Raw genomic sequence first — 25,885 nt, forward strand, 5'->3', positions numbered from 1 at the left:
CAAATTTAGCAATAGAAAATTAGATGAACGCAAAAAAAGCCAATTTATCAGGCGAATTGAAAAAGTATTTCGGGTTTTCTACATTTAAAGGCCAGCAGGAACAAATTATAGAAAACCTACTTAGTGGGAAAGATATATTTGTTTTAATGCCGACAGGAGGAGGTAAGTCATTATGTTACCAGCTTCCGGCACTTATTTCAGAAGGTACGGCAATAGTAGTTTCGCCCTTAATAGCGTTAATGAAGAATCAGGTAGATGCGGTAAACGGTCTTTCATCTGATGATGGGGTAGCGCACGTTTTAAATTCATCATTAAATAAGACACAGACCAAACAGGTTTTTGACGACATTAAAGGCGGTAAGACCAAGCTTTTGTATGTCGCTCCGGAATCGTTGATCAAAGAAGATTATCTGGATTTCCTTAAAGAAGTTAAGATCTCTTTCGTGGCTATTGATGAAGCGCACTGTATTTCAGAATGGGGACATGATTTCAGACCTGAATACAGAAATTTGAAATCAATTATTGACAGGATTGCGGAGGTTCCGGTGATCGCTTTAACAGCTACCGCAACACCGAAAGTTCAGGACGACATCCAGAAAACTTTAGGAATGAGCGACGCGTTGGTTTTTAAAGAAAGTTTCAACCGTCCGAACCTGTACTACGAAGTACGTCCCAAAGTTAATGTAGACAAGGAGATTGTACGATTTATCAATCAGCATAAAGGAAAGTCCGGAATTATTTACTGTTTAAGCAGAAGAAAAGTTGAAGAATTTGCTCAGTTGCTGCAGGTAAACGGTATCAATGCGCTGCCCTATCACGCCGGTCTTGACCAGAAAGTAAGGGTGGCTAACCAGGATAAATTTCTCATGGAGGAAGTAGACGTTATTGTCGCTACAATAGCCTTTGGAATGGGAATTGACAAGCCGGATGTTCGTTTTGTGATCCATTATGATTTTCCAAAATCTCTGGAAAGCTATTATCAGGAAACAGGGAGAGCAGGAAGGGACGGTGGCGAAGGTTATTGCCTGGCATTTTATGATCCTAAGGATATTGAAAAGCTGGAAAAATTCCTCGCCCAAAAGCCTGTTTCCGAAAGAGAAATCGGGTTACAGCTTTTAAATGAAGTGGTAGGTTATGCCGAAACTTCAATGAGCAGGAGACAGTATATTCTTTATTATTTCGGGGAAAATTTTGATCCGGTGAAAGGAGACGGAGCCAATATGTGTGACAATTCCTCTAACCCACCGAAATTAAAAGAAGCGACATCGGATTTGAGAAAAGCTTTAACCCTTATTAAAGATACAGGAGAAAAATTCAAGTCTAAAGATCTGATCTCAGTGATCGTTGGGAAAGAAAATGCGGTTACGAAATCCTATAAATTAGAACAGACCTCTCATTTCGGTTTCGGAAAAGAGGAAAAAGATAACTACTGGAAAACCATTTTGAGACAGGCAACTGTTCAGGGGTTTCTGCAGAAAGATATTGAAACCTACGGTGTTTTAAAGATGTCTGATAAAGCAAGAAACTTCTTAGAAAACCAGTCTAAAGAACTATTCTTAATTGCTGAAGACAGGGAATTTGATCTTTCCCAGACCAAAGCAGAGAGTGAGCAGGTACAAATGCAGGCCAGCACAGGCCTTGATCAGAATCTCTTCGGCCAGTTAAAAGATCTGAGAAAAAAAGTAGCCAAGAAACATGGAATTCCGCCTTATACGGTTTTTATGGATCCAAGTTTGGAGGATATGACGGTTCAGTATCCTATTTCATTGGAAGAAATCGCCAAGATCTATGGGGTGGGAGAAGGAAAAGCCAAAAAATACGGTAAAGAATTCGCAGACTTCATTAAAGGTTACGTTGACGAGAACAATATCGAGCGTACCCAGGATATGGTACTGAAGCAGGTGGCCAACAAATCTAGCCATAAAGTTTTCATTATCCAGAGTACCGATAAAAAGATCGACCTCGAAGATATTGCCAGAGCCAAGAACCTTTCCATGAATGAGCTTTTAAAAGAAATGGAAAGTATCGTTTACCAGGGAACAAAGCTGAATATCGACTATTATATCGAAGATAATTTCGATGAAGATATTGTAGACGGCTTCATGGAATTCATGACCGAATCTGAAAGCGACAGCATGAAAGTGCTTCTCGATGAGTTCGGAGATGAACTTTCTGATGAAGAAGTAAGAATGCTGAGGATAAAATTTATCAGTGATGTGGCAAATTAAAAAAATCAAGATATTTTAAACATAAGCTCTTCTTTGGAAGGGCTTTTTTAAGCTTAATAACTCGCTTTATTAACTTTAATGAAATGTTCCGAATATCAATATTTGAAACTTAATAAAACTTTTTACTAACTTTAACTGATGAAAAAAATATCTGTCATATTTATTCTGCCGGATTTGGAAACCGGTGGTGCAGAAAGAATTGTTACCACCATAGCCAATCACCTTTCCAGAGACCGGTTTGAACCCAAAATCCTATTGCTTCGCAAACAGGGCGGATATCTTAATTTTCTTAAAAAAGATGTTGAAATCATCGACATCAATACGGAAAGAATCAGGCATTCTTTGAAACCTATTTTAGGAGAGATTTACCGCAGAAAACCAGATATTGTGTTTTCGGGCTTTGGTGAAGTGAATGCCTATCTGGCGTTATTCATTAAGCTTTTTCCAAGGACAAAATTCATTGCCAGGGAAACGAATGTGGTAACACAGCATGTAACGCGGAAAGAAATCAAATTTTTCTATAATTTTTATAATAACTATCAGAGGATCATCGCCCAGAGCGACGATATGATGCATGATCTTGTTGATAATTTTAATATTAAGAAAAAGAAAATTGTAAAAATAAACAACCCTGTTGATTTCGATTTTATCAATGAAAAACTAGGAACTTCTGCTAAACCTGAATGTTTCAAGTACAATTATAAAAACGTTGTAGCCATAGGAAATCTTTCGGCCAGAAAAGGTTTTGATAACCTGCTGAAAGTATTTTCGAGACTTAAAAACGAAAATATTATGCTTCATATTCTGGGTGACGGTAAAGATAAAGATGTACTGCTCCAGATGAAGGATTTTCTGGGACTTAAAAATGTTATTTTCCATGGGAGACAGGATAATCCTTACCAGTATTTAAAATATGCAGATCTCTTCATTCTTTCTTCAAGGTATGAAGGTTTTCCGAATGTTCTTTTGGAAGCGGGTGCCTGCGGAACTTATTCTTTGGCCAATAACTGTCCTGGTGGCATCAATGAGATCATCCAGCACCAGGTAAACGGAGAAGTTTCAAATATTGAAAATTATGAAGATTTTTCCCAAAAAGTCATGAAAGTTTTACAGGGAAATTATAACCGTGATGGAATAAAAAATTCTATCAGATCAAGGTTTTCAAAGGATATTATTTTGGATAAATATGAGAAAGTTTTGTTGGACCTGATGAAAAAATAATTGCTGGATTTGCGTTATGGGTTCATATTTTTTACATTTGACCCTTCATTAATTTTAAATAAAATCAATATTCATCAATGAATAAAATTCCCAAGATTGGATGTGGTTGTGAAAAACCGACTTCGGACTATACTGAATACAGAAGTTCTGAATTAGGCATAGACCATACTAACGGAAGATATGCAGAAGTAACAATTCAACAGTGCAAACTCTGTCAAAGAATATGGATTCATTATTTTGTTGAATTTGAACATTATTCTAAATCGGGAAGATGGTACAAAGGAATCGTTTCGAAAAAAGACCGCTCACAAATAACCCCTGAAAATGCAGTTGACTATTTGGAAAACCTTGAATGGTATGTTTATGGTGGATCTTTTTTTGACAGTCCCGGAATGTTTGGATCCGGAAAAATGGACGTAGATGCGTGATTTCTGTTATAAAGTGAAAATATAAATGAGAATAAAAGTTCTATTGATTATTTTAGGATCATTTTTTAGTTGTATACACTTAATATAGGTAAAAAATACAATCCATAAAAATAATTGAAATTTTTTAACCATGACTAGCGGATTAAAACAAGAAATATACAATAAGTATAGAAGTTATCTTGCTGAAAATTATAATGAAAAATACATCTATCGACTCATCATTCAAGAGGGGTATGATCAAAAAGATGTAGATGAAGTTATGAAAGACATTCATGCTGAGAAACAAAAAGCTATAAAACAAAAAAATAAATACCGCTCTGTTATAAGCATCGTATTATATATAGTAGGTACTGTTGTTCTCTTGGCAGGAATGGTAGTGATTATTTTAGGAGGAATTAAAATTGGAATTCCTTTGATTTTTCTTGCCGTTATTATATGGATCAATGCAAACAGATAACACTTGTTTTTTTTAAATTCCAAATTCATACATAAACTTGACAAAACTCACTTGGGGGTGTGGCAATTAATCAGTAAATTTGTGAGAATTAAGAAAGATAATAATAAACAAATTCATATAATAACATGAGTCAATTCGATGTTACCGTAATCGGTTCTGGTCCTGGAGGTTATGTAGCTGCTATCCGTGCGGCACAGTTAGGTTTCAAAACAGCAATTATTGAAAAATATTCAACTTTAGGCGGAACTTGTCTTAACGTTGGATGTATTCCGTCAAAAGCGCTTTTAGACAGCTCTGAACATTTCGAAAATGCGAAGCACAACTTCGCGGGCCACGGAATCATTATCAATGAGCCACAGGCTGATATCGCAAGAATGATCGAGCGTAAGAATGAAGTGGTAAAACAGAATACAGATGGGATCAACTACCTGATGAGCAAAAACAAAATCACTGTTTTTGAAGGATTGGGAAGCTTCGAATCTGCTACTCAGATCAAAGTAACAAAAAACGACGGTTCTTCTGAAACCATCGAATCCAAATATACCATTATCGCAACCGGTTCCAAGCCTTCTTCTTTACCTTTCATCTCTATTGATAAAGAAAGAGTGATTACTTCTACAGAAGCTTTAAACCTTAAAGAAATTCCTAAACACCTGGTAGTAATCGGTGGTGGAGTTATCGGTCTTGAATTGGGTTCTGTATATTTAAGATTAGGTGCTCAGGTAACTGTTGTTGAATTTATGGATAAGATCATTCCTGGAATGGACGGAGCTTTAAGCAAGGAACTGACTAAAGTTCTTAAGAAGCAGGGAATGAAATTTATGCTTTCTACGGCTGTTTCTGCTGTCGAAAGAAACGGAGATACTGTGAAGATCACCGCTAAAGACAAAAAAGGAGAAGAAGTAACGGTAGAAGGAGATTACTGTTTGGTATCTGTAGGCAGAAGACCTTATACAGACGGTCTTGCTCTTGAAAAAGCAGGGGTAGAACTTGACGAAAGAGGAAGAGTAAAAACAAACGACCACTTACAGACTAACGTTGCCAATATCTATGCGATCGGTGACGTGATCAAAGGGGCAATGCTTGCTCACAAAGCGGAAGAAGAAGGAGTTTTGGTGGCTGAAATCCTGGCAGGCCAGAAACCTCACATCAACTATAATCTGATCCCTGGTGTTGTGTACACTTGGCCGGAAGTTGCCGGAGTGGGTAAAACAGAAGAGCAGCTAAAAGAAGAAGGAGTAGCTTACAAAGTAGGTTCTTTCCCTATGAGAGCGTTAGGTAGAAGCCGTGCAAGTGGTGATATCGACGGTCTTGTAAAAATTATTGCAGACGAAAAAACAGACGAGGTTTTAGGAATGCATATCATTGGAGCGAGAGCTGCCGACCTTATCGCAGAAGGAGTAATTGCTATGGAATTCCGTGCAAGTGCTGAAGACATTGCAAGAAGTTCTCATGCTCACCCAACCTATGCTGAAGCTATTAAAGAAGCGGCATTGGATGCAACAGGGAAGAGACCAATTCATATGTAATTTTGATTGAAAGATTTAAATTCAAAATATTTAATTAAAGAGAAGCATTTTGCTTCTCTTTTTTATTGTACTATTCTTTACTCGGGGTTAGATAAGGAATACTAAGAAATTCTCCTTCTATAACTTTTATGATAGTAATTCGATAAAGTGAGCTTCCATCCTCATTCCTGCACTTTTATAGATTTTAACTATTATTATTCTGCTTTTCTGAATAATTCTACAATTTGTGAAGAAAAAAATCATGAAAAATTCTGAAACTTTTATTTTTATTTAGAAAAATTATAAATAATTTTACCAAAAATTGTTAAAGTTGAAGAAAAGAGTATTACTGATTGCTTTTCAGTTTGTTATTCTTTCCGTTAGTGGTCAGACTGTGACCGGGATTGTAGTAGCAGCGGACAGCAAGAAGCCGGTTTCGGGAGTCAAGGTAGGTGTGGAGAACACAGGAATCTGGGCGGTAACGGATAATTCAGGGCTATTTAAAATCAATTATCATTCTAATGAGACGTTGGTTTTTTCAGGATCAGGGCTTCTTGAAGAAAAGAAAACGTATATAACGGTACCATCTGACAGAATTACTGTAGAAATGCAGACAGCATCCATCCGTATCAAGGAAATTGCATTAGCTGCCAAAAAGAAAAACTATTCTGAGATTGAGATTAAAGAAGAAGCGTTAAAGAATATTCAGGCATTCTCATTAAACGAGGTGTTGGAGCAGATCCCGGGACAAAAGCTTCGGAATCTTAACCTAAATGAATTCAAGCCCATTGTTTTCCGGTCATCATTGCCGACCAGTGTTACGAATGAAGGCTTCGGAAACAAATCTTTCGGTACTGCCATTGTAGTGGATGGTATTCCCATTTCAAATAATGAGAATATGCAGAGCTACGGAGGAAATTATACACCAATTGCAAGAACATTAAATCATGAGGGAGCATTATTTTCACCCAATACCCTCGGCTTTGGACACGAAGGCGGTTACTTTTCCAATGCCAATTACGGAGCAGATTTAAGACAGATCCCTGTAGACAATATTGAAAGTGTAGAAGTGGTGCAGGGAATACCTTCTGCCAGATATGGAGATTTAACTTCAGGTCTTGTTACCATACAGCAGAAAAGTGGCAGAACGCCATACAGAGCCTATATTGCCTTACGAGAAGGAACACAGGAGGTTAATCTGAATAAAGGATTCAAGATCAACGACAGGTTTGGTTTTATAAATCTAAATGTCAATTATCTCAGCTCAAACTCAAATCCAAGAACCAAATTCAACAGATATCAAAGGGTTGCTACCAGTTTGATGTGGAGTGTATACAATAAAAATAAGAACATCAGCAACTCTTTTTCTATAGATTACGGAGATAACTTTGATGATGTCAATGTAGAGCAGGAAGATATCACAGAAAAGATTGTTAACAATAAGAAGCGAGATTTTCGTATTTCTAACCGTTTTAACTGGAGATTTAAAGACTCTTTCTTTGATAATCTGAGTATCAATGCAAACTACAGTCAAGCCTATCAAAACAGTTATGAGTCCAAAATAATCAGCAGTGGCGGGGATATTGTAGGTACAAGTACATCTGAAGGGGTGTATGTAGGCTCCTATACTCCAATTAATTACAGGCAGGTGATGGAAGTAGAAGGAAAACCCATTTCCATGTTCTTTTCCGGAGAACTGAAAAAAAATCTGAAAACCGAAAGCAACTGGATCCATAACTTCGTGATTGGTACCTCATTAAGAAGCAGTGATAATAAAGGGGCGGGAAGATTAGGATCGCCGGAGACTTTAAGTACTGTTCTTGCAGGTGGTGGACAGGCTTTCAGACCTTATAATTATGGTGAAAACATAAGAGCTGAATATCAGTACTCATTCTATGCAGAAGATAATGTATTCAAAAAATTTGGAAGTTATATTTTCAATTTAAATGCCGGGGTGAGATTTGACAATCAGTTTGGGGCTTCCGTACTGCAGCCCAGAATTAATACCTATCTGATTTATAAAAGCTTCAAGTTCAGAGGAGGTTTTGGTATTGCATCCAAAGCACCTTCAATCAATATGATCTATACCGGACCAAGATATTATGACCAGATTTTAGGAGATATACGTCTTCCAGGATATTACAATCTGGGTATTGTACAGACTTTTATCGATTATGCTGATAATAAGGATTTGAAGCCTTCAAAAAGTGCACGTTCAGAAGTAGGACTCGATTACAAGTTTCCATTGGGTAATGTAGGGCTGACAGCTTACTATAACAAACTCTACGATGGTTTCACGAACGAATATTTTGCTTCTAAAAGACAACAGGCACAGCTTCAGATCAACTATAACGGGACCAACATTCCTACCTATGATATCACAGGATACAAAGATTTGTATTATCTGCAGAACAGAATTGTAAATAGTCTGGAATCTCAGGATAAAGGTTTCGAATTAATGATGAATCTGGATAAGCTTCCAGTTAGAAATGTAAGTCTCGAAGTTAACGGAAGTTATGTGGAGACCAAAAATAATTCCAATACAGACCGATACTATTTTGCTAAAAACTATAATAACGGAGCTATTTTTGGAATTTATCGTTCTTACGAACCAAAATACACGCAACTGACAGTAGGAGCAGCATTGAACTATCATCTTCCCAAAGCGGGTCTTGTGATTTCCCTGAGATCCCAGCATTTCTTTATTGATGATAAAGATGTATTCAATCCAAAGAATCTGTACGCCTATATTAATACAAATATTGAGAAAGTAGAACTGACGCAGGAACAGATCAATGATCCCAATCAGTTTGCCAACATCAAGGATACAGATGTAGATCAGGAAAATACAAAGCTTGGAAAGGTGTTTCATAACTTTAATCTTAAAGTCTCCAAAGATTTTCAGAACGGATTTAAGTTTTCTTTCTATGCCAATAACTTCCTGGACCTGAAACAGGTTCAAACGATAACTGAAAACGGGAGGACCTATGAAACATTAAAGACAGATCTTCTGAAGCTTTCATTTGGAGCTAAAATAGAATATGAATTTTAAAAATTAACTAATATATCTTATGAAACAATTATTGAGTTTTTTAACAATTATGCTAATGCTGGTTTCCTGCAGAGATGATGATTTCGGAAACGGAAATGGAAGTACCCTGCAGCCGGTAAGCTATCAGGTTGAAGTAAAATATGATTCCAATTATGGAGGGAAGTATTCAAAAAATGCAACAGTAGTAATGGTTAACAATAATTCCGGGGATACCTATACTTTAAATACAGACGCCAATGGTTTTGCAAATTTTCAAAATGTGATTCCGGGAATCTATAAGATCACTGTATCTAAAAAAATGATTGCCAGTGAATTTAACACTACATTTGGATACCAGGCACCAGCTGCAGAAATCAGTTTCAACGGAGTACAGGAAAATGCTATTATCAACGCCAATATTCAGAAAACTTCTATTGAATTAAGCGGAGCAAGGATTGGAGACCTATTAATCAAGCAGATTTCATATGCCGGTTCACATACCACACAGGGTGCAGGATTCAGAGATCAGTTTATTGAGATCTATAACAATTCCAATGGAGTGATCTATGCTGATGGCTTATACATAGGGCAACTTTATGGTAAAACCAATACAGCAACCAATAATGCCTATTCCCAAGCTAACGGACAGTTTGACTGGAGCAAATCTCTTGGAATGACTGCCGGAAACGCAGCTAATACAGATTATGTGTATGCAGACTATGTATTTAGGATTCCCGGAAATGGAACACAGTACCCGATCTTTCCGGGAGAAAGTATCGTCATTGCTCAGAACGGAGTTAATCATAAAGCTCCATTGGTAGATAATACAGGAACGCCTATAACGGTACAGAATCCTGCTTTAACCGTGGATTTAAGTACTTCCAATTTCGAAGTATATCTTGGAAATTTCAATCTTTCCATTGGAGAACCTGTTTACAAATATGATATTCAAAATCCTGCTGTGCCGGATGTTCAGATTGCCTATTGGGGAAGACAGGGATATTGGAGCCCGAATAACGATTTCATTATGGATAATTTAGGAAGAGACAGCTTCATCATTTTTAGAACGGATGATTTTAATGCGCTGCCTGACTATTCTGACCCGTCTGTACTTACTGTTAGTTCCAATACCAGATACTTTAAACAGATTCCAAATAGTATTATTATCGATGGGGTAGATCTTCAGCATTATAATCCAAACTCCCAGAGACCGAAAATGCTGAGTGCTTCTACCGACGCTTCTTCTGTTGCTTGCGATGCTTCTTTCAATTCCCAGGCCGTGATCAGAAAGACAAAAGAATTAGTTGATCTTCCTAATGGAGGTAAAAGAAAAGTTTTGACGGATACCAACAATTCGGCAAACGATTTTGTAAAACAAAAGGCAGACCCAAGAGGTTTCCAGCAATAAAAAGTAATGAGATTTAAAATTTTATATATAATACCCATACTGTCATTCAGTTGTGTTTCGGCACAGCTGCAAGACAGCATTTTTATCCCGAGAAACCAGATCTATTATAATCAATTGGGTAGAATCTGGGAAAACCCAATTCAGTTTTCAAAACAAAAATTCTCGGATTTTACAGAGACAGAACTCAGCGCAACCATAAAAGATCTGAATCTAAAAAGAGTACAGACTGCAGAGAAATCTAATGAATTTGCTTTTAGAACCCAGGGGATATATAATATTTCTGAAAAATTAAGACTTTTGGGAAGTTTTGATTATCAGTTTGTTATAGAAGATGATCTAGGTTATAATCTGACTAATGGTAGAACCGAAGATCAGTTTGTCCTGAATCCAAATTATCTCTTCGTTCCTAAAAAGGCAAAATGGGAAACACAAAACTACCGTGTGCAGGGAGGTTTATCCTATAATCCTTGGAAAGGTCTTGAGATTGGAGCTGTTATTGATTATAAAAACCAAAGTTCATATAGGAAATCTGATCCGAGACCGGATATTAATACAGCAGATTATTCAGGGAAATTATTTGCAGGTTACCGTTTAGGAAAGCATCAGCTTTCAGTTTTTGGAGGTTTGGGAAGAAGATCAGAAACGTACGATCTTATAGCCGTTAATGAATCAGTTAACGCACCTGCTAACCCTGAATATTATGTAAGATTCTCCAATGGCTATGGCAGACTGATCTATTTCCCTGCGTATACGGATTATAGCTACAGAACCATAGACCGTAATTTTGGAGGAGGATATGCATTTGAAAATAAGAGAAATTTCTTTAATATTAATTTTTCCTACAGTAAAAAAATGCAGGATCTTTTTGGAAATGATGGAGAAAAAAGAAATCAGACAAGCGGATCTACCTATTTTGATGAAAGTCTGGAGAAAATGAAGTACAGGCTTATCAATTACCGGACTGATGCGAACTACTGGTATAAAGGTGAAAGGATGGATTTTATGTCTAATGTCAACTTTCAGAGCATTACCGGAGATAATTATAATAATTCAGAGTTTGGACAAAATTATAGAATGACACTGGATAAGGTTGCAATGGCAAATCATTTTCTTTTGAGAGACGGAGAAAAAATAAAGCTGGGAACAACGCTTGAGGCTGTTTACAGTAATTTTTCTGCCATAGATCTTCTAGGAGCTACTAATAAATATGTAAAAAGCCTGAACCTTAACCTGAGATTCAACAAAGATATTTTCTTTACGGATAAACAGAAGGTAAATCTGGAAGTAGGAGCACGATCCTATTTTCCTTTGAGCACAAGTCTTGATTACACAGCGGCATCTTCCAATACTTTGCTCTATGACAATGTGATTAGAAATGACCACGAGTTCGACAGCACTTCAAAAATGGGACCTCAGTTCGGACTTCAGTTTTATCAGAAGGTAACTTCCAGGACAGACCTGAAAATATTTACTAATTTTGCAACATTGTTCGCACTGAATAATAGATTAGAAGAGAATACGGAATATAACGGAAACCCGAACCTGTATTTCAATGCGGGAATATCCCTGTTTTATTAGAAAATTATGAAGTATCTTTTGTCGTTATCTGCAGTATTATTTGCTATTTATTCCTTTTCTGACTTTGGAAATATTCAGAAAGGATACACCCAACAGGAACTGAGAGACCTTTATGGAAGCGGGAATCAGGATCTGTGGCCGAAACCGCATTTGTTTGATGAAGCAAAAGACGGGTTTATAGATATAGGTTCACTGACTAAACCTGAGTATCCTAAAGAGAATCCTTATTCCAAGGATAAGGAAGAACTAGGAAAGATTCTTTTCTTTGATCCGAGGCTTTCCAAATCTGGACAGATTTCATGCGCCAATTGCCATGATCCTGAATTAGCCTGGGCAGACGGAAGAAGAGTAGCTTATGGACATGACAGACAATTGGGAACCAGGAATGCACCTACCGTTCTTAATATCATTTATGCCAAAAAATATTTCTGGGATGGTAGAGCGGCAACTTTGGAAGAACAGGCAAAAGCTCCGATAGAAAATCCTGTAGAAATGAATTTCCATTCAAGATTAGCCGTAAAAACTATTTCCAGAATTAAAGGCTATAAAGAACATTTCCAAAAAGCTTTCGGTGACGATAAAATTACAGAAGAAAATATCGTTAAAGCTATTGCTACTTTCGAAAGAACGATCATCAGTCCTAAATCGAAATTCGACAGATTTATCGGTGGAGAAAAGGATGTGCTGACAGATTCAGAAATTAATGGACTTCATTTGTTCAGAACAAAGGCAAACTGTATCAACTGCCACAATACACCTTACTTCTCGGATCAGAAGTTTCATAATATTGGACTTACTTATTTCGGAAGAGAATATGAAGATCTTGGGCTTTATAATATCAGTAAGAAAAATGAAGATGTAGGAAAATTTAAAACGCCTACTTTAAGGGAAGTTTCGCAAACGGCACCTTATATGCACAACGGATTGTTTCCTAATATCAGAGGAGTCCTGAATATGTACAATGCGGGTATGCCCAATGAAAAAAGAAACAGAGACAGTCCGCTGGCTCCCAAAAAGTCAGGTATGCTGGAAAAACTGAACCTTACCGATACTGAACTCACGGACCTTGAACATTTTCTGAAAACGCTGCACAGTTATCAATACAAAATGAGAGCGCCACAGATGCCAAAATAGATAAAGAGAAGCATTTTTTGCTTCTCTTTTTTATAATTAAGAAAATAGGAATAAAAAAATACCGGGAAATTAAAGTTTCTGAAAAAACTTCAGCAGCTGCATCCTGTGAAGGTATTAACTTGAAAATTCAATGCTACAGAATATCAGAAGGAGCACATGAAAATAAGATACATAGTTTAAATCTTCAATTTTCCGTACCTTTGTGGCTAATTTTATATTCAATGCAACTCGGAAAAACCCAGACTTTAAAAATTTCAGAAAAAAACTATTCAGGATGGATCCTGGCGGACGAATCAGGTGAGAAGGCTTTCTTGCCTAAGGTTTTCACCAGCGATGAAAAAGAAATTGGTGATGATGTTGAAGTTTTTGTTTATCAGGATGACGGTAAATTAAAAGCAACCACTGAAATTCCATTGGCTGAAGTAGGAGAGTATGCCGTAATGAGCTGTGTGCAGAGTCTTCCGAGCGGAGCGTTTATGGATTGGGGAATTATAAAAGATCTTTTTATCCCTTACAAACAGCAGAAATCCAAAATTATTGAAGGAAAAAGATATCTCGTCCATTTATATGTGGATGAAGACCTTGATCTGATTACCGGAACTACAAAATTCAAAAGAAATCCACAATATCAAGACCTTCCCTTCGAAAAAGGTGAAAAGGTAGATCTTCTCATGATGAATGAAAGCGAGTTAGGCTGGAATGTGGTGATCAATAAAAAATATATCGGTCTTGTTTATGCATCAGACGTATTCAAAAAGCTGTATCCTTTATCGGAAGAAAGCGGCTATATTAAAGCTATCCGTGAAGACGGTAAGATTGATGTTTCCCTTCAGCCGGAAGGTTTCGAGAATATAGATGAATTCAAACAGAAGATTCTTGACAAGCTGGAAGAAAACTACGGACTTCTCTATTTGTCAGACAAATCTTCTCCTGAAGAGATTAAAGATGAACTTCAGATGAGTAAAAAGAACTTTAAAAAAGCACTCGGCGGATTGTATAAAGATAAGATCGTCGATATTTCAGAAGACAAAATAAAATTATTATAAAAATAAAACGGGCAGAATCTTCTGCCCGTTTTTGTATTTATCCCTATTCCCAGAACGTCCTGCTGTACGTTCTTTCTCCAATTTTTCACAGGCGGAGCAAAGTCTATTTTGTATTGCCTTGCTGAATGAATGTCCTTGTTTTCCTTTATACACAATGAGAAATCTACTTGCTTGCCTTTGCGATAAATAAAATAGTTTTTGATATTTTGAACGCATGCTATGATTGAATAGTATGAACATTCAAAAAACATGATGTAAATCATGACAAATTTGTTTAATTAATTTGTTTAACAATTTTGTCAAAAATAAAATTTGATTTACATTTGCACAAAATTGTTTAACAATAATGTCAAATCAAGCAAAAAAAGACCAAACACAGGAATTAATAAAAGAGACAGCGAAGAATTTATTCTTTGTGAAAGGGAAGTTTGACGCTACTACCCAGGAAATTGCAGATGAAGCCGGAGTGAACAGAACACTGATCAATTATTATTTCCGTTCAAGGGATAATCTTATTCAGATCATTTTTGATGAAGCTCAACGGGTGGAACAGGAGAAATCTAAGATTATTCAGAACGCAGATCTGCCTTTTAAGGTGAAGATCAGCAAGTTTATAGAAGGCAGTCTTTCTACAAGTCTTCAGTACCCATACCTGGAAACTTACATCGTTTCACAGATCAACAAAGGGAACTGTCACCAGAGAGAAATAGAAGAAGATGTACTGGAAACTCTTTATAAAGACATTGAAAAAGAAATGGAACTGGGAAATATTGAAAAAATGGCTCCCGTTCAGTTTATTCTGAATATGGTTTCATTACTTGTGTTTCCAAGTGCCATAAGACCTTTATTTATGGAGAATCTGATGATTAGTGATGAAGAATATGACAAAATTATTTCCGAAAGAAAAGAGATCATTATCAACATGCTTTTCAAAAATTAAAAAAATGTTAAAGTATTTTAAGAAATGATTCGTCCTTTAGAAATAAAAAACATTGACGAGAAAAATTACATTAAAAAAATAAACGAAGTATATAATTATGAAAAGAAAACGTATAACTGCTAATAAGCTAAAAATTGGGATAGCTGCAGCATTTATGATTTTCGGTTTTTCATCCGTATCTGCCCAGCAGCAGGTTTCTTTACAGGAAGCCATCAAGCAGGCCCTGCAAAATAAGGCAGAAGCCAAAAAAGCAGCATTACAGATCAGAAAAGCTGAATATAAAATTGATGAGGCCAGAGCCGGAGCTTTACCTCAGATAAGTGCCACGGCAGGTTTAACTTACAATCCGGTTATTCAGGAATCTTTGCTTGAATTCGGTGGGGAGAGAATCAGAGCACAGCTGGGACAGCCATGGAGCTCAACAGCTTCTGTACAGCTTCAGCAGGCAATATTTGACCAAAGAGTTTTTACCGGTCTTAAAGCGGCAAAATCAACAAGAGAATTTTATGTTTTAAATGCTCAGTTAACGAATGAACAGATCATTGAAAATGTAGCAACAGCGTATTATCAGGTTTTTGTTCAGGAAGAGAATCTTAAAACGGTTGAAGCCAGCTACGCTAATACGGAAAAAACGAGAAATGTAATCAAGAGCCTGGTTGATAACGGGTTGGCAAAAGCCATTGATTTAGATCGTACCAACGTTCAGCTGACCAATATTGGTTCAAACAAGCAGACATTAATCAACTCGGTAGAGCTTTCAAAAAATGCTTTGAAATTTTACATGGGAGTTCCCATTTCTACAGATATTGAGCTTGAAGAAAAAACAATTGAGCCAAGACCTGAATTGGTAGCAAGCACTGTAAACCTGGATGACCGTACAGAAATCAAAGTTTTAAACAAAAACAGAGAACTTCTTCAGTTTAACAAAAAAGCTACGGAAGCTTATTTATATCCTACAGTGAGTTTGGTTGCCAATTACGGTTGGGGTGGCCAGGGAGCAAAATTCCCTCTTACCAACGGGATTAATAATGGAGTTCTTTGGAGTGATTATTCAGCAATTGGTTTGAATATTAATGTTCCGATTTTCACCGGAGGAGCTACCAAAGCCAAAATCAATCAGGCAGAAATTGATATTCAGGATTTAGATTTAGATATCCAGAATACTCAGCTGAGCTTAAGTTTAGATTATAAAAATGCAATTACCAATATGGAAAATGCATTAATCAATATCGAAAGCATGAAAGATAATGTAGGGCTTGCAGAAAGAGTTCAGAAAAATACCCAGGCCAATTATCAGTATGGTTTGGCAACGCTTACAGAGGTTTTAGACGCTGAAAATGCTCTTACCCAGGCAAAACAGAACTATGCAAATGCTTTACTAGATTACAAACAGGCGGAAATAAAATTAATCAAGGCTAAAGGAGAATTAAACACACTACAAAACCCGTAATAAACTATGAAAAAAACCTTAATATATATCATCGTAGCAGCTGTCCTGATAGGTCTGGCAGCTTACAAGATTGCAGATAATAAAGAAAAACAGACGCAGGAAGTAAAAGAAGTTGCCAAGCAGGTAGATAAAATCAACGTAAATGTTGTTACTGTTGCAAGAGAAAATATCGACACAGATTATACAGCCAACGGAACATTCATTCCAAAGCAGGAAATGAATCAGTCTTCCGAAATTGCAGGACGTATCGTAAGTGTTCTGGTAAAAGAAGGATCAAGAGTTTCTGCAGGACAGACTTTGGCAGTGATAAAAAAAGACGCAATCGAAGTGGATGTTTCTCAGGCTCAGAATAATTTGCAGAACGCGATTATTGATAACCAACGTTACGAAAATGCCTTCAAAACCGGAGGAGTTACCAAACAGCAGGTTGACAACTCAAGACTGCAGCTGAAAAATGCCCAGGCAGCCGTAAGAGCACAGGGAGTAAGAGTAAATGATACCAGCATCCGTGCGGGGATCAGCGGAACGATCAATAAAAAGATGGTAGAACCGGGAACCGTGGTTTCTGTAGGAACTTCCATGTTTGAAATCGTAAATATCAACAGCTTGAAACTTTCTGTATTAGTGGACGAAAGCCAGGTTGGAAGAATCCAGTTGGGCCAGGAAGTTCCAATTAATGTAAATGTTTTACCTGGAGAGTCTTTCAGCGGAAGAATTACCTTCATTGCTCCTAAAAGTGATGCTTCTTTAAATTTCCCGGTTGAAATTGAAGTTCAGAATAAAGGAAACCTGAAAGCAGGTATGTACGCAACAGCTTTATTTAAAACCAATCATGGTGCTGAAACTCAGAATATGCTGACCGTTCCTGCACAAGCTTTTGTAAACGGAGTAAGCTCAGGGCAGTTATTTATCGTAAGCAACGGAACTGCTAAACTGATCAAAGTACAAACAGGAAAAGTGTATGGTGATAAAGTTCAGATCTTAAGCGGACTGAATGGCGGTGAACAGGTAATTACCAGCGGACAAATCAACCTTGATAACGGTTCGAAAATCAATATCGTAAAGTAACAGAAGATGAAGTTAGCAGAAATATCCATTAAAAGGCCGTCCCTTGTTATCGTATTGTTTACGATACTTACATTGGGTGGTTTATTAAGTTACTCCATGATGGGGTACGAGTTGATTCCGAAGTTTGAAACCAATATGGTAACCATTTCTACGGTATATCCGGGAGCTTCGCCTGCTGAGGTGGAAACTTCGGTAACCCGGAAAATTGAAGATGCCGTGGGTTCCCTGGAAAACGTAAAAAAAGTAGAATCTTCATCTTATGAAAGTTTATCGGTTATTATGGTTCAGCTGAATACCGGTGCCGATGTAAATTATGCTTTGAATGATGCACAGAGAAAGGTAAATGCTATTTTGGCAGATCTTCCGGATGATGCAGATCCCCCTTCTTTGCAAAAGTTCTCACTGGATGATCTCCCGATCATGACGCTGAGTATTTCCAGTGATAAGCTGAATAATAAAGATCTATACGACCTTTTAGATAAAAAAATAGAACCTATTTTTTCCCGTGTAAACGGTGTCGCTCAGGTTGACCTGGTAGGTGGGCAGGAGAGAGAAATTCAGGTAAATTTAGATGAAAAGAAAATGCAGGGATATGGTATTGCTATTGCAGATGTACAGCAGGCCATTCTTTCCTCCAACCTGGATTTCCCGACGGGAGCTTTGAAGACGAGAACTTCAAGATCTACGATCAGACTTTCCGGAAAGTATAAAAGTGTAGATGAGATGAACAACCTTGTAGTTTCCAATAAAGACGGAGCTCAGGTACGTTTGTCTGATATTGCCACCGTTTTCGATACACAGAAAGATGTGGAGAAAGTGGCAAGATACAATCAGAATTCCACGATTTTACTTCAGGTTAAAAAACAGTCTGATGCCAATGCGGTTTCCGTTTCAGAAGCCATTCAGAAAACAATTGCTGATGTTCAGAACAACTATAAAACGCAGGCAATTAAAATAAATATTGTAGATGATACCACAGACTTTACGCTTGAAGCTGCAGACCATGTAATTTTCGACTTATTCTTAGCGATTATCCTGGTAGCGGTAGTAATGTTATTGTTCCTTCACAACATCAGAAACGCATTCATCGTAATGGTTTCTATCCCGATGTCATTGATTGCAACGGTAATCGGAATGTATCTGATGGGCTATACCCTGAACCTGATGAGTTTATTAGGACTTTCATTGGTGGTTGGTATCCTTGTGGATGATGCGATTGTAGTTTTGGAGAACGTTTACCGTCACATGGAAATGGGGAAAAGCAGAATTCGTGCAGCGTACGATGGAGCTTCAGAAATTGGGTTTACGGTAACGGCTATTACCCTGGTAATCGTGGTGGTATTCTTACCAATCGCGATGAGTTCAGGATTGGTGTCTGATATCTTAGCGCAGTTCTGCGTCACCGTGGTTATTGCCACATTATTCTCGTTATTAGCTTCATTTACCATCATTCCTTGGTTATCTTCAAGATATGGTAAACTGGTGCATTTGACAGGTAAAAATCCTTTTGAGAAATTTATCCTTTGGTTTGAAAAGCAATTGGAAAAATTCACTCACTGGATCACAGGAATTCTGGAGTGGGCGTTGAAAACAACATTAAGAAGAATTATGACAGTGGTTGTAACCTTCATTATCCTGATTTCTTCATTCATGTTGGTGGCTTTCGGATTTATTGGTGGTGAATTCTTCCCTAAAATGGACAGAGGACAGTTCCTTGTTCAGATGGAATTGCCAAAAGATGCTTCCGTAGAAAAAACCAATCAGATTACTTTAGCGGTTGAAAGATACCTTAGAAATGATAAAGATGTTGTAGATATGATCACCACGGTTGGTCAGCAGTCATCAGGATTTGGTGGAGCTCAGGCTACTTTGTATCAGTCAGAGATTCAGGTGATTTTAGTAGATAAATCTGAACGTAATGAAAGTACAGATATCAAGTCTGCCAAAATCAAGAGAGCGTTGGAAGAAAAATTCACAGGAGTTGAATTTAAAACAGCACCAATCGGATTGATGGGAGCAGATAACGCACCAATTGAAATGGTAGTAACCGCTCAGGATAACGAAACAGCCAATAAAGAAGCCAACAGAATTCTTGAATTGCTTAAAAAAGTACCAGGTTCTGTAGATGCAGAATTGTCCACTGACTCTGGAAATCCGGAAGTTCAGGTGAATATCGACAGAGATAAAATGGCATCTTTAGGCTTAAATCTTTCCAGTGTAGGACAAACGATGCAGACGGCATTCAGTGGAAATACAGACGGGAAATTCAGAGCCGGAGAATATGAATATGACATCAACATCCGTTTTGGTGATGCCAACAGACAATCTATTGATGATGTAAGAAACCTGATGTTTACAAACCCTCAGGGTGAGCAGATCAGACTGAGTCAGTTTGCAGATGTAAAAATGGGTTCAGGACCGAGTTTATTGGAACGTAGAGACAAATCACCTTCTGTAAAGGTAAAATCTAAAGTGGTAGGTCGTCCTGTAGGAGATGTTGCCAACGAATGGGCTGCTCAGTTTATGGAGAACGAAAAGACCAAACCGGCGGGAGTAAGCTATATTTGGAGTGGTGATATGGAAAACCAGACTGAAGGTTTCGGTACCTTAGGAATTGCATTGATGGCGGCTATCGTATTGGTTTATCTGGTAATGGTTTCATTGTATGACTCATTCGTATATCCGTTCGTGGTATTGTTCTCTATTCCTCTGGCATTGATCGGGGTAATGGTTATTCTTGCCATCACCGCCAATTCATTAAACATCTTTACGATGCTGGGGATGATCATGTTGATTGGTCTGGTAGCAAAGAACGCAATTATGATTGTCGACTTTGCGAATATGAGGAAAGAGGCAGGAGCAAGTACCCATGATGCTTTGATTCAGGCGAACCACGCACGTCTTCGTCCGATCTTAATGACAACAATTGCAATGATCTTCGGTATGATCCCGATTGCGATTGCAAAAGGAGCAGGAGCGGAGATGAACAACGGACTGGCATGGGTTATTATTGGTGGTTTAACATCATCATTATTCCTGACGCTGATCATTGTACCGGTAGTGTATTCTTTATTTGATTCAATTCTAAGAAGAATGGGTAAACATGAAAAAGTAGACTACGAAGCTGAAATGAAAGCCGACTATGTACACAAAGAATTAAGTGAAGACGGATTTACTCCTAAACACATAGACTAAGATATTTAACCTTAATTAACCTAAAAGCGCATCAGATTTCTGATGCGCTTTTAATTTTATAATAATATAGGTACTCGTTACACTTTCTGCTTTGCTTTTTGTTTTTCCATTTGTTCATTTCCCCATATCCTTAAATAGTCAATGAAAGGAATGAGCTGCCGGCCCACATCAGTTAAAGAATATTCTACCTTTGGGGGAACTTCATGATAGACTTTTCTGCTGATAAGGCTGTCATCTTCCAGCTCACGCAAAGTCTGGGTAAGCATTTTCGGAGTGATATCGGAGATCGTTTTTCGTAATTCACCGTAACGCATGATCGTCTTTACATGCAGATACCACAATATTCTACCTTTATATTTTCCACCAATTCTTTTAAATGCATAGTCTACAGGGCAGGAAGGTTCGTCTTTTAGATATTTTTTCATGATTTTATTAAAATTAATACTTTGATAATCAGTATTAGTATACTTTTAGTATGTAGAGTACAAAAAAGTGCATACTTGTCTCTAATATAGCATTAATTTACTTTTGTTTTAAACTTAAAGTAAAAATATAATGAAAACAATTATTTTAAATGAAGCCGGAGGTGTTGATAAGCTGCAGTTGACTGATACGGAAAAACCGCAAATAAAAACTACTGAAGTATTGGTACAGGTAAAAGCAATAAGTATCAATCCGGTTGATGTAAATGCCAGAGCCTATGATCATGTTCTTAATTGGATATATGGTGATGAAAGACCGGTGATCTTAGGCTGGGATATTGCAGGTGAAGTGAGCGAAATAGGAGAAGAAGTAACCGGTTTTAAAGTTGGGGACAGGGTTTTTGGAATGGTCAATTTTTTCGGGAACGGAAAAGCTTATTCAGAATATACAGCTGCTCCCGAAAGCCATCTGGCTCTGATTCCAGAAAATCATACATTTGAAGAGGCTGCAGCAGCTACTTTAGCGGCGGTAACAGCTTATCAGGCCTTAGTGGATGTTGCTAAAATTAAGAAAAACGACAGGGTTCTGATTCATGCTGCCTCAGGAGGAGTTGGTCATTTTGCGGTACAGATTGCTAAATATTTTGGAGCTTATGTGATAGGAACTTCCTCTGCAAATAATAAAAACTTTGTTCTGTCCATCGGGGCGGATGAGCATATTGACTATACCCAAAAAGACAGTCTGAATATGGTCAATGATATCGATATTATTATCGATACCATTCAGGGAGAAACACTGCTGAAATCAATTGATGTGGTAAAGCCGGGAGGTGTTATCGTGACATTACCTTCGCCTGAAATTCCTCAAAACATTCAGGATAAAGCAGAAAAGCAGAATGTAAATCTTGAATTCATGATGGTGGCTTCTAAAAGAGAAACAATCCAGGTCATTGCAGATTTACTTGAGAATAAGTCTTTAATTCCTCATATCCATCGGATTTTTCCATTTGAGGAAATGGCTAATGCCCACTTGGAAATGGAAACAAAAAGGGTAGTAGGTAAAATTGTAGTCACCCTATAAACGAAAGAACCTTTTCCGGACTCCGGATCTTGATTAATTAAAGCGCATTAGATTTCTGATGCGCTTTACGTTTCCTTAATCAAATCAATCTCTGATTGATTCCATCTTTGCATCCTTTCTATAAAATATAATAATGAATCCTTTGCGTCAAAAAAAACGAAAGTATCCATCTCAAAAGATGATCATTCAGTTTCTTTACTCATTAAAAAAGGCTTCCAGAATAATCTGGAAGCCTTTACTTATCTTATAAGTAGAAAATTAATCTGCCATTACCTCACCGGCTTTTCTGTAGATAAAACTTCCGTAAATGTGTCTTCTTGCAAAACGGCTTGGCGAATCGGAGTTAACCATTTTGATATACGTATTTCTTGGAACTCCAATGTATTCATACATCATTCCGTTCAGATGCTGAATTTTTAAAACCGCTTTCTCCAGATAAAAATCCTGGATATTAGATTTTGTGATGGTTTCTGTATATTCCTCTTTATATTTTTCCTGTGTTTCCTCATTGATACTTACCAGAAAGTGGTAAGCTTCAATCACAGATTTGCTCTTTTCTTCTGCTTCCAGTTTCCCGGCTTCGTCATTGGCAAATTTATCAGGATGCGAATCTTTCATCGTATTTCTGTAAATGGTCTTTAGTTCTTTCAACGTAACGTTTTTATCGACCCCAAGAAGCTTTCTGTGCTCACCAACTCTTTTCATATGTATGATCCTTATTTCGGGGTGCAAAATTAAGCTTTTAAATTGAGAAACTGTAAGTTTTTGATTATTAATTTGTTTGGTAGCTGAAAAAAGTTGTTTTATTTCCTTTTTGACTGTGTTTAGCAAATCTTTAATTTGACGAAACTCATAACTATCATCATTATTGTCTTTTAAATCAAAGAAGAGGGTTTTTGTTGTTACTAATGAACCAGATATAAAAGTTTCTGAAAGGTATTTCGCTAAATCCGGTTGTTGAAACTCATCAAAGTAGATTGTGATTTTACTGATAATACTTTTTTGAGGCTTCTTATCATAATTCTCATAATGATCAGATTTAGATTTTAAAACACGGATTATTCTGTTATTGATATCTTTTGTTACTTTAATTGAAAAACCGATTGAACCTATATTTTTGTTGTTTTTATTTGTAATAAAACCGGAGCCCTCAATAATTTTGGTTGGATAATCTTTAGAAAAAACATTAATACTGTCTAGATAGATATAATTTTTTAGCCTGATTTTTAAATCATTATTTGACTGTCCAAATATTGAAGTTGAAATGAATAGAAAAAAAAACAGAAATCGCATATTATTCTTGAAGTTTTGGATTTACAATTTTAATAACTTTTCCTGTTCCAATTAAGTGTGAACCTTCATATAGCTTGAAACCTATTCCTGCTTTTAATTTTTTGTGAAAATATTCCTGAGATAAAATATCAATCTCGGCATTCACCATATCTCCGGGGAAAACATGATCTGTCCCAATATAAATTTGGCGGGCAGATGTTTGATAATCATCAAAATTGAAAACTAACTGTGATCTGTAATTACTTTTTACATAATGTGTTCTTCCGCCTTCATTCTCATTTTTAAAATGAATTTGTGCAATAAAATCACATTTAGAATTTCCAGTTTCTAATTTATTTTCGTGAAAATATTCGTAAGCATGACCTCCCAGATCTCCACCTTCAGAAATTAAATTATCTTCTTCATCATATATTTTAAAAGTCTCTTGCGAATCTCCAATACTTGCAGAACCATCCAAACCAAGTAGGATGGAGTATAAAGTATCATCTAAAAGATAGGAAATAATCTTTTTTAATTTTTCAGTTTCAATATCATCTAAATGCAATTCTTCAATTTTGGTGGAAACAAGAGTTCTGTATTTTGATTGATGGTCAAAACTTGAATTGAGAATGTTTTGTTTTTCCTGATAGAAATTTTTCACGAAGTCTTCGACAGTCATTTAACAAATATATTATATTTAGCATAATAATTTAGTCAGGTAATTTTAGAACATTGAGTATTTACTTTGTTCATCACATTTACCGTATTCCCTTACTCAGCTCTTTAATATGTTTATTTATAAAAACCTCTTTATCCTTTTTTACTTCTTTTAACATCAGTTTCTTGTCGTCCGGAATGTCAGAATATTTTTCGGACCAAAGACTAATTTCAATGAGGATAGGGAGCAGTTCAATACCTTTTTTGGTAAGTTTATATAATACTTTAGCCTTACTTTCCGGGTGCTCCAGTTTGATGATAAGCTTGTTTTCTTCCAGCATAAGAAGGCGGGAAGCCAGAATATTGGTGGCTATTTTTTCTTCAGATTTCAGGAAATCTCCATAAGTGCACTGTTGGGCATACAGAAGGTCTCTTATAATAAGCAGTGACCATTTGTCTCCCCAGATATCCAGTGAGCAACTGATAGGGCAGTCTGATCTTTTTTTTGAAGCTGGCATAAAATAAATCAATAATTTAAAAAAAAATAACTTGCAATTTAAAAGTTATTGCATAGATTTGTACTTGTAAAATGCAAGCGAATTTAGTGAATTAAATTTTAAAATACAATGGAGAATGTTCTTTTTAACACTTAGCCAGTAATCACAGAAATGACCGCAGAAAGAAGTGTTAAAAAATGTCTTCTAAAAATTTATAAATTCAAAGAAAGCAGAACAGATTCTAAAATAAAAACTTAAAGCATGAAAGCATTTAGTATTAGCCGTTACAAAAAAGACAGTGAGCTGCAGTTGATAGATCTACCCGAACCGGCCGTCGGAGAAAATGAAGTTTTGGTTCAGATTTACGCTGCAAGTGTCAATCTCCTGGATTCTAAAATAAAAAGCGGTGAGTTTAAACTGATTTTACCTTATAAAATGCCGTTGATTTTAGGTCACGATGTTGCAGGAGTCATCACAAAAGTAGGCTCAAAAGTAAAAAGCTTTAAAGCAGGGGATAAGATTTATGCAAGGGCAGCAGATTTTCATATTGGGACTTTCGCGGAATTTATTTCTGTTAATGAAAAAGATATTGCTTTAAAACCTAAAAATCTGACGATGGAAGAAGCAGCATCAATTCCGTTGGTGGGTTTAACGGCCTGGCAGGCTTTGGTTGAAAAATCTAATGTTCAGTCCGGGCAGAAAGTTTTTATTCAGGCCGGCTCCGGTGGTGTCGGAACTTTTGCTATACAGCTGGCAAAGTATTTAGGGGCAACGGTTGCTACTACGGCCAGTGAAAAAATTTTTGAACTCCTAAAGAACCTTGGCGCAGACGTGCTGATCGATTATAAAACACAGAATTTTGAAGATATTCTGACTGATTATGATGTTGTACTGAACAGTCAGGACAGTAAAACTCTGGAAAAATCATTCAATATCCTGAAGCCAGAGGGGAAAATTATTTCAATTTCCGGTCCGCCAACTCCTTTATTTGCCAATGAATTTAATATGCCCTGGTACGTAAAATTGGCTGCAAAATTGTTGAGCCGTAAAGTCAGAAGAATCGCGGATAAGCAAAATAGTAATTACTCCTTTCTTTTCATGAAAGCTGACGGAAAGCAGTTAGCAGAAATTACAAAGCTGATAGAAACCGGAGAGATAAAACCTGTTATCGACAAAGTTTTTTCATTCGGAAACACTAATGAAGCGGTGAAATATGTAGAAAGTGGCCATGCAAAAGGAAAAGTAGTGATAAAAATGCTATAAA

At 36.8% G+C, this 25,885-nt stretch carries 20 protein-coding genes; 16 read left to right on the plus strand and 4 right to left on the minus strand.

The annotated features are described in order from the left end of the window. Window positions 1–23 precede the first annotated feature (23 nt). The 14 genes from recQ to J4Q03_RS03865 all read left to right on the plus strand — a co-directional run bounded on the left by recQ (window position 24) and on the right by J4Q03_RS03865 (window position 20,692). A complete protein-coding gene (recQ, locus tag J4Q03_RS03800) occupies window positions 24–2,228 on the plus strand; it encodes a DNA helicase RecQ (RefSeq protein ID WP_426046877.1) in 2,205 nt (734 codons plus the stop codon). A 138-nt stretch (window positions 2,229–2,366) separates the two neighbouring features. Then, on the plus strand, window positions 2,367–3,449 hold the full coding sequence (locus J4Q03_RS03805; RefSeq protein ID WP_426046878.1) for a glycosyltransferase: 1,083 nt from the start codon (window positions 2,367–2,369) through the stop codon (window positions 3,447–3,449). Window positions 3,450–3,526: 77 nt separating this feature from the next. Continuing rightward, window positions 3,527–3,877: a hypothetical protein gene (locus J4Q03_RS03810; RefSeq protein ID WP_426046879.1), complete on the plus strand. Its 351-nt coding sequence runs from the start codon at window positions 3,527–3,529 to the stop codon at window positions 3,875–3,877. 130 nt (window positions 3,878–4,007) lie between these two features. Then, entirely contained in the window at window positions 4,008–4,334 is a 327-nt protein-coding gene (locus J4Q03_RS03815; RefSeq protein WP_426046880.1) for a hypothetical protein, read from the plus strand. Between the two features lie 125 nt (window positions 4,335–4,459). Then, on the plus strand, window positions 4,460–5,863 hold the full coding sequence (gene lpdA / locus J4Q03_RS03820) for a dihydrolipoyl dehydrogenase (RefSeq protein ID WP_426046881.1): 1,404 nt from the start codon (window positions 4,460–4,462) through the stop codon (window positions 5,861–5,863). 310 nt (window positions 5,864–6,173) lie between these two features. Beyond that, a complete protein-coding gene (locus J4Q03_RS03825; RefSeq protein WP_426046882.1) occupies window positions 6,174–8,894 on the plus strand; it encodes a TonB-dependent receptor in 2,721 nt (906 codons plus the stop codon). 19 nt (window positions 8,895–8,913) lie between these two features. Then, window positions 8,914–10,281, plus strand: a complete 1,368-nt coding sequence (locus J4Q03_RS03830; protein ID WP_426046883.1) for a DUF4876 domain-containing protein — start codon at window positions 8,914–8,916, stop codon at window positions 10,279–10,281. 6 nt (window positions 10,282–10,287) lie between these two features. Continuing rightward, window positions 10,288–11,859 carry a DUF6850 family outer membrane beta-barrel protein gene (locus J4Q03_RS03835; protein WP_426046884.1) on the plus strand — a complete coding sequence of 524 codons (1,572 nt, stop codon included), beginning with the start codon at window positions 10,288–10,290 and terminating at the stop codon, window positions 11,857–11,859. Between the two features lie 6 nt (window positions 11,860–11,865). Further along, complete coding sequence (locus J4Q03_RS03840) at window positions 11,866–12,993, plus strand: cytochrome-c peroxidase (protein ID WP_426046885.1); 1,128 nt, start codon at window positions 11,866–11,868, stop codon at window positions 12,991–12,993. A 221-nt stretch (window positions 12,994–13,214) separates the two neighbouring features. Beyond that, complete coding sequence (locus J4Q03_RS03845; protein ID WP_426046886.1) at window positions 13,215–14,039, plus strand: CvfB family protein; 825 nt, start codon at window positions 13,215–13,217, stop codon at window positions 14,037–14,039. 346 nt (window positions 14,040–14,385) lie between these two features. After that, on the plus strand, window positions 14,386–14,979 hold the full coding sequence (locus J4Q03_RS03850; RefSeq protein WP_426046887.1) for a TetR/AcrR family transcriptional regulator: 594 nt from the start codon (window positions 14,386–14,388) through the stop codon (window positions 14,977–14,979). 97 nt (window positions 14,980–15,076) lie between these two features. Then, window positions 15,077–16,429, plus strand: coding sequence for a TolC family protein (locus tag J4Q03_RS03855; protein WP_426046888.1), 1,353 nt, complete (start codon window positions 15,077–15,079; stop codon window positions 16,427–16,429). A 6-nt stretch (window positions 16,430–16,435) separates the two neighbouring features. Next, complete coding sequence (locus J4Q03_RS03860) at window positions 16,436–17,497, plus strand: efflux RND transporter periplasmic adaptor subunit (RefSeq protein WP_426046889.1); 1,062 nt, start codon at window positions 16,436–16,438, stop codon at window positions 17,495–17,497. Between the two features lie 6 nt (window positions 17,498–17,503). Then, window positions 17,504–20,692 carry an efflux RND transporter permease subunit gene (locus J4Q03_RS03865; RefSeq protein WP_426046890.1) on the plus strand — a complete coding sequence of 1,063 codons (3,189 nt, stop codon included), beginning with the start codon at window positions 17,504–17,506 and terminating at the stop codon, window positions 20,690–20,692. A gap of 77 nt (window positions 20,693–20,769) precedes the next feature. On the opposite strand, the gene J4Q03_RS03870 is transcribed toward J4Q03_RS03865, so the two are convergent. Further along, entirely contained in the window at window positions 20,770–21,117 is a 348-nt protein-coding gene (locus J4Q03_RS03870; RefSeq protein WP_426046891.1) for a winged helix-turn-helix transcriptional regulator, read from the minus strand. 130 nt (window positions 21,118–21,247) lie between these two features. Between J4Q03_RS03870 and J4Q03_RS03875 the strand changes: the two genes are divergently transcribed. Then, on the plus strand, window positions 21,248–22,195 hold the full coding sequence (locus J4Q03_RS03875; RefSeq protein ID WP_426046892.1) for an NADP-dependent oxidoreductase: 948 nt from the start codon (window positions 21,248–21,250) through the stop codon (window positions 22,193–22,195). Between the two features lie 258 nt (window positions 22,196–22,453). On the opposite strand, the gene J4Q03_RS03880 is transcribed toward J4Q03_RS03875, so the two are convergent. The 3 genes from J4Q03_RS03880 to J4Q03_RS03890 all read right to left on the minus strand — a co-directional run bounded on the left by J4Q03_RS03880 (window position 22,454) and on the right by J4Q03_RS03890 (window position 24,642). Continuing rightward, window positions 22,454–22,900: a KTSC domain-containing protein gene (locus tag J4Q03_RS03880; protein WP_426046893.1), complete on the minus strand. Its 447-nt coding sequence runs from the start codon at window positions 22,898–22,900 to the stop codon at window positions 22,454–22,456. Between the two features lie 589 nt (window positions 22,901–23,489). Continuing rightward, window positions 23,490–24,128 (minus strand): hypothetical protein, encoded by a 639-nt coding sequence (locus tag J4Q03_RS03885; RefSeq protein WP_426046894.1) that lies wholly within the window; start codon window positions 24,126–24,128, stop codon window positions 23,490–23,492. A 97-nt stretch (window positions 24,129–24,225) separates the two neighbouring features. Continuing rightward, the gene (locus tag J4Q03_RS03890; RefSeq protein ID WP_426046895.1) at window positions 24,226–24,642 is read right to left on the minus strand and encodes a winged helix-turn-helix transcriptional regulator; all 417 of its coding nucleotides are present in this window, start codon (window positions 24,640–24,642) and stop codon (window positions 24,226–24,228) included. A gap of 240 nt (window positions 24,643–24,882) precedes the next feature. Here J4Q03_RS03890 and J4Q03_RS03895 point away from each other — a divergent pair, with 240 nt between their 5' ends. Continuing rightward, window positions 24,883–25,884, plus strand: a complete 1,002-nt coding sequence (locus tag J4Q03_RS03895; RefSeq protein WP_426046896.1) for an NADP-dependent oxidoreductase — start codon at window positions 24,883–24,885, stop codon at window positions 25,882–25,884. Window position 25,885 lies beyond the last annotated feature (1 nt).

It is taken from the genome of Chryseobacterium sp. NFX27 (genome assembly GCF_049887855.1).
Taxonomy (GTDB): domain Bacteria; phylum Bacteroidota; class Bacteroidia; order Flavobacteriales; family Weeksellaceae; genus Chryseobacterium.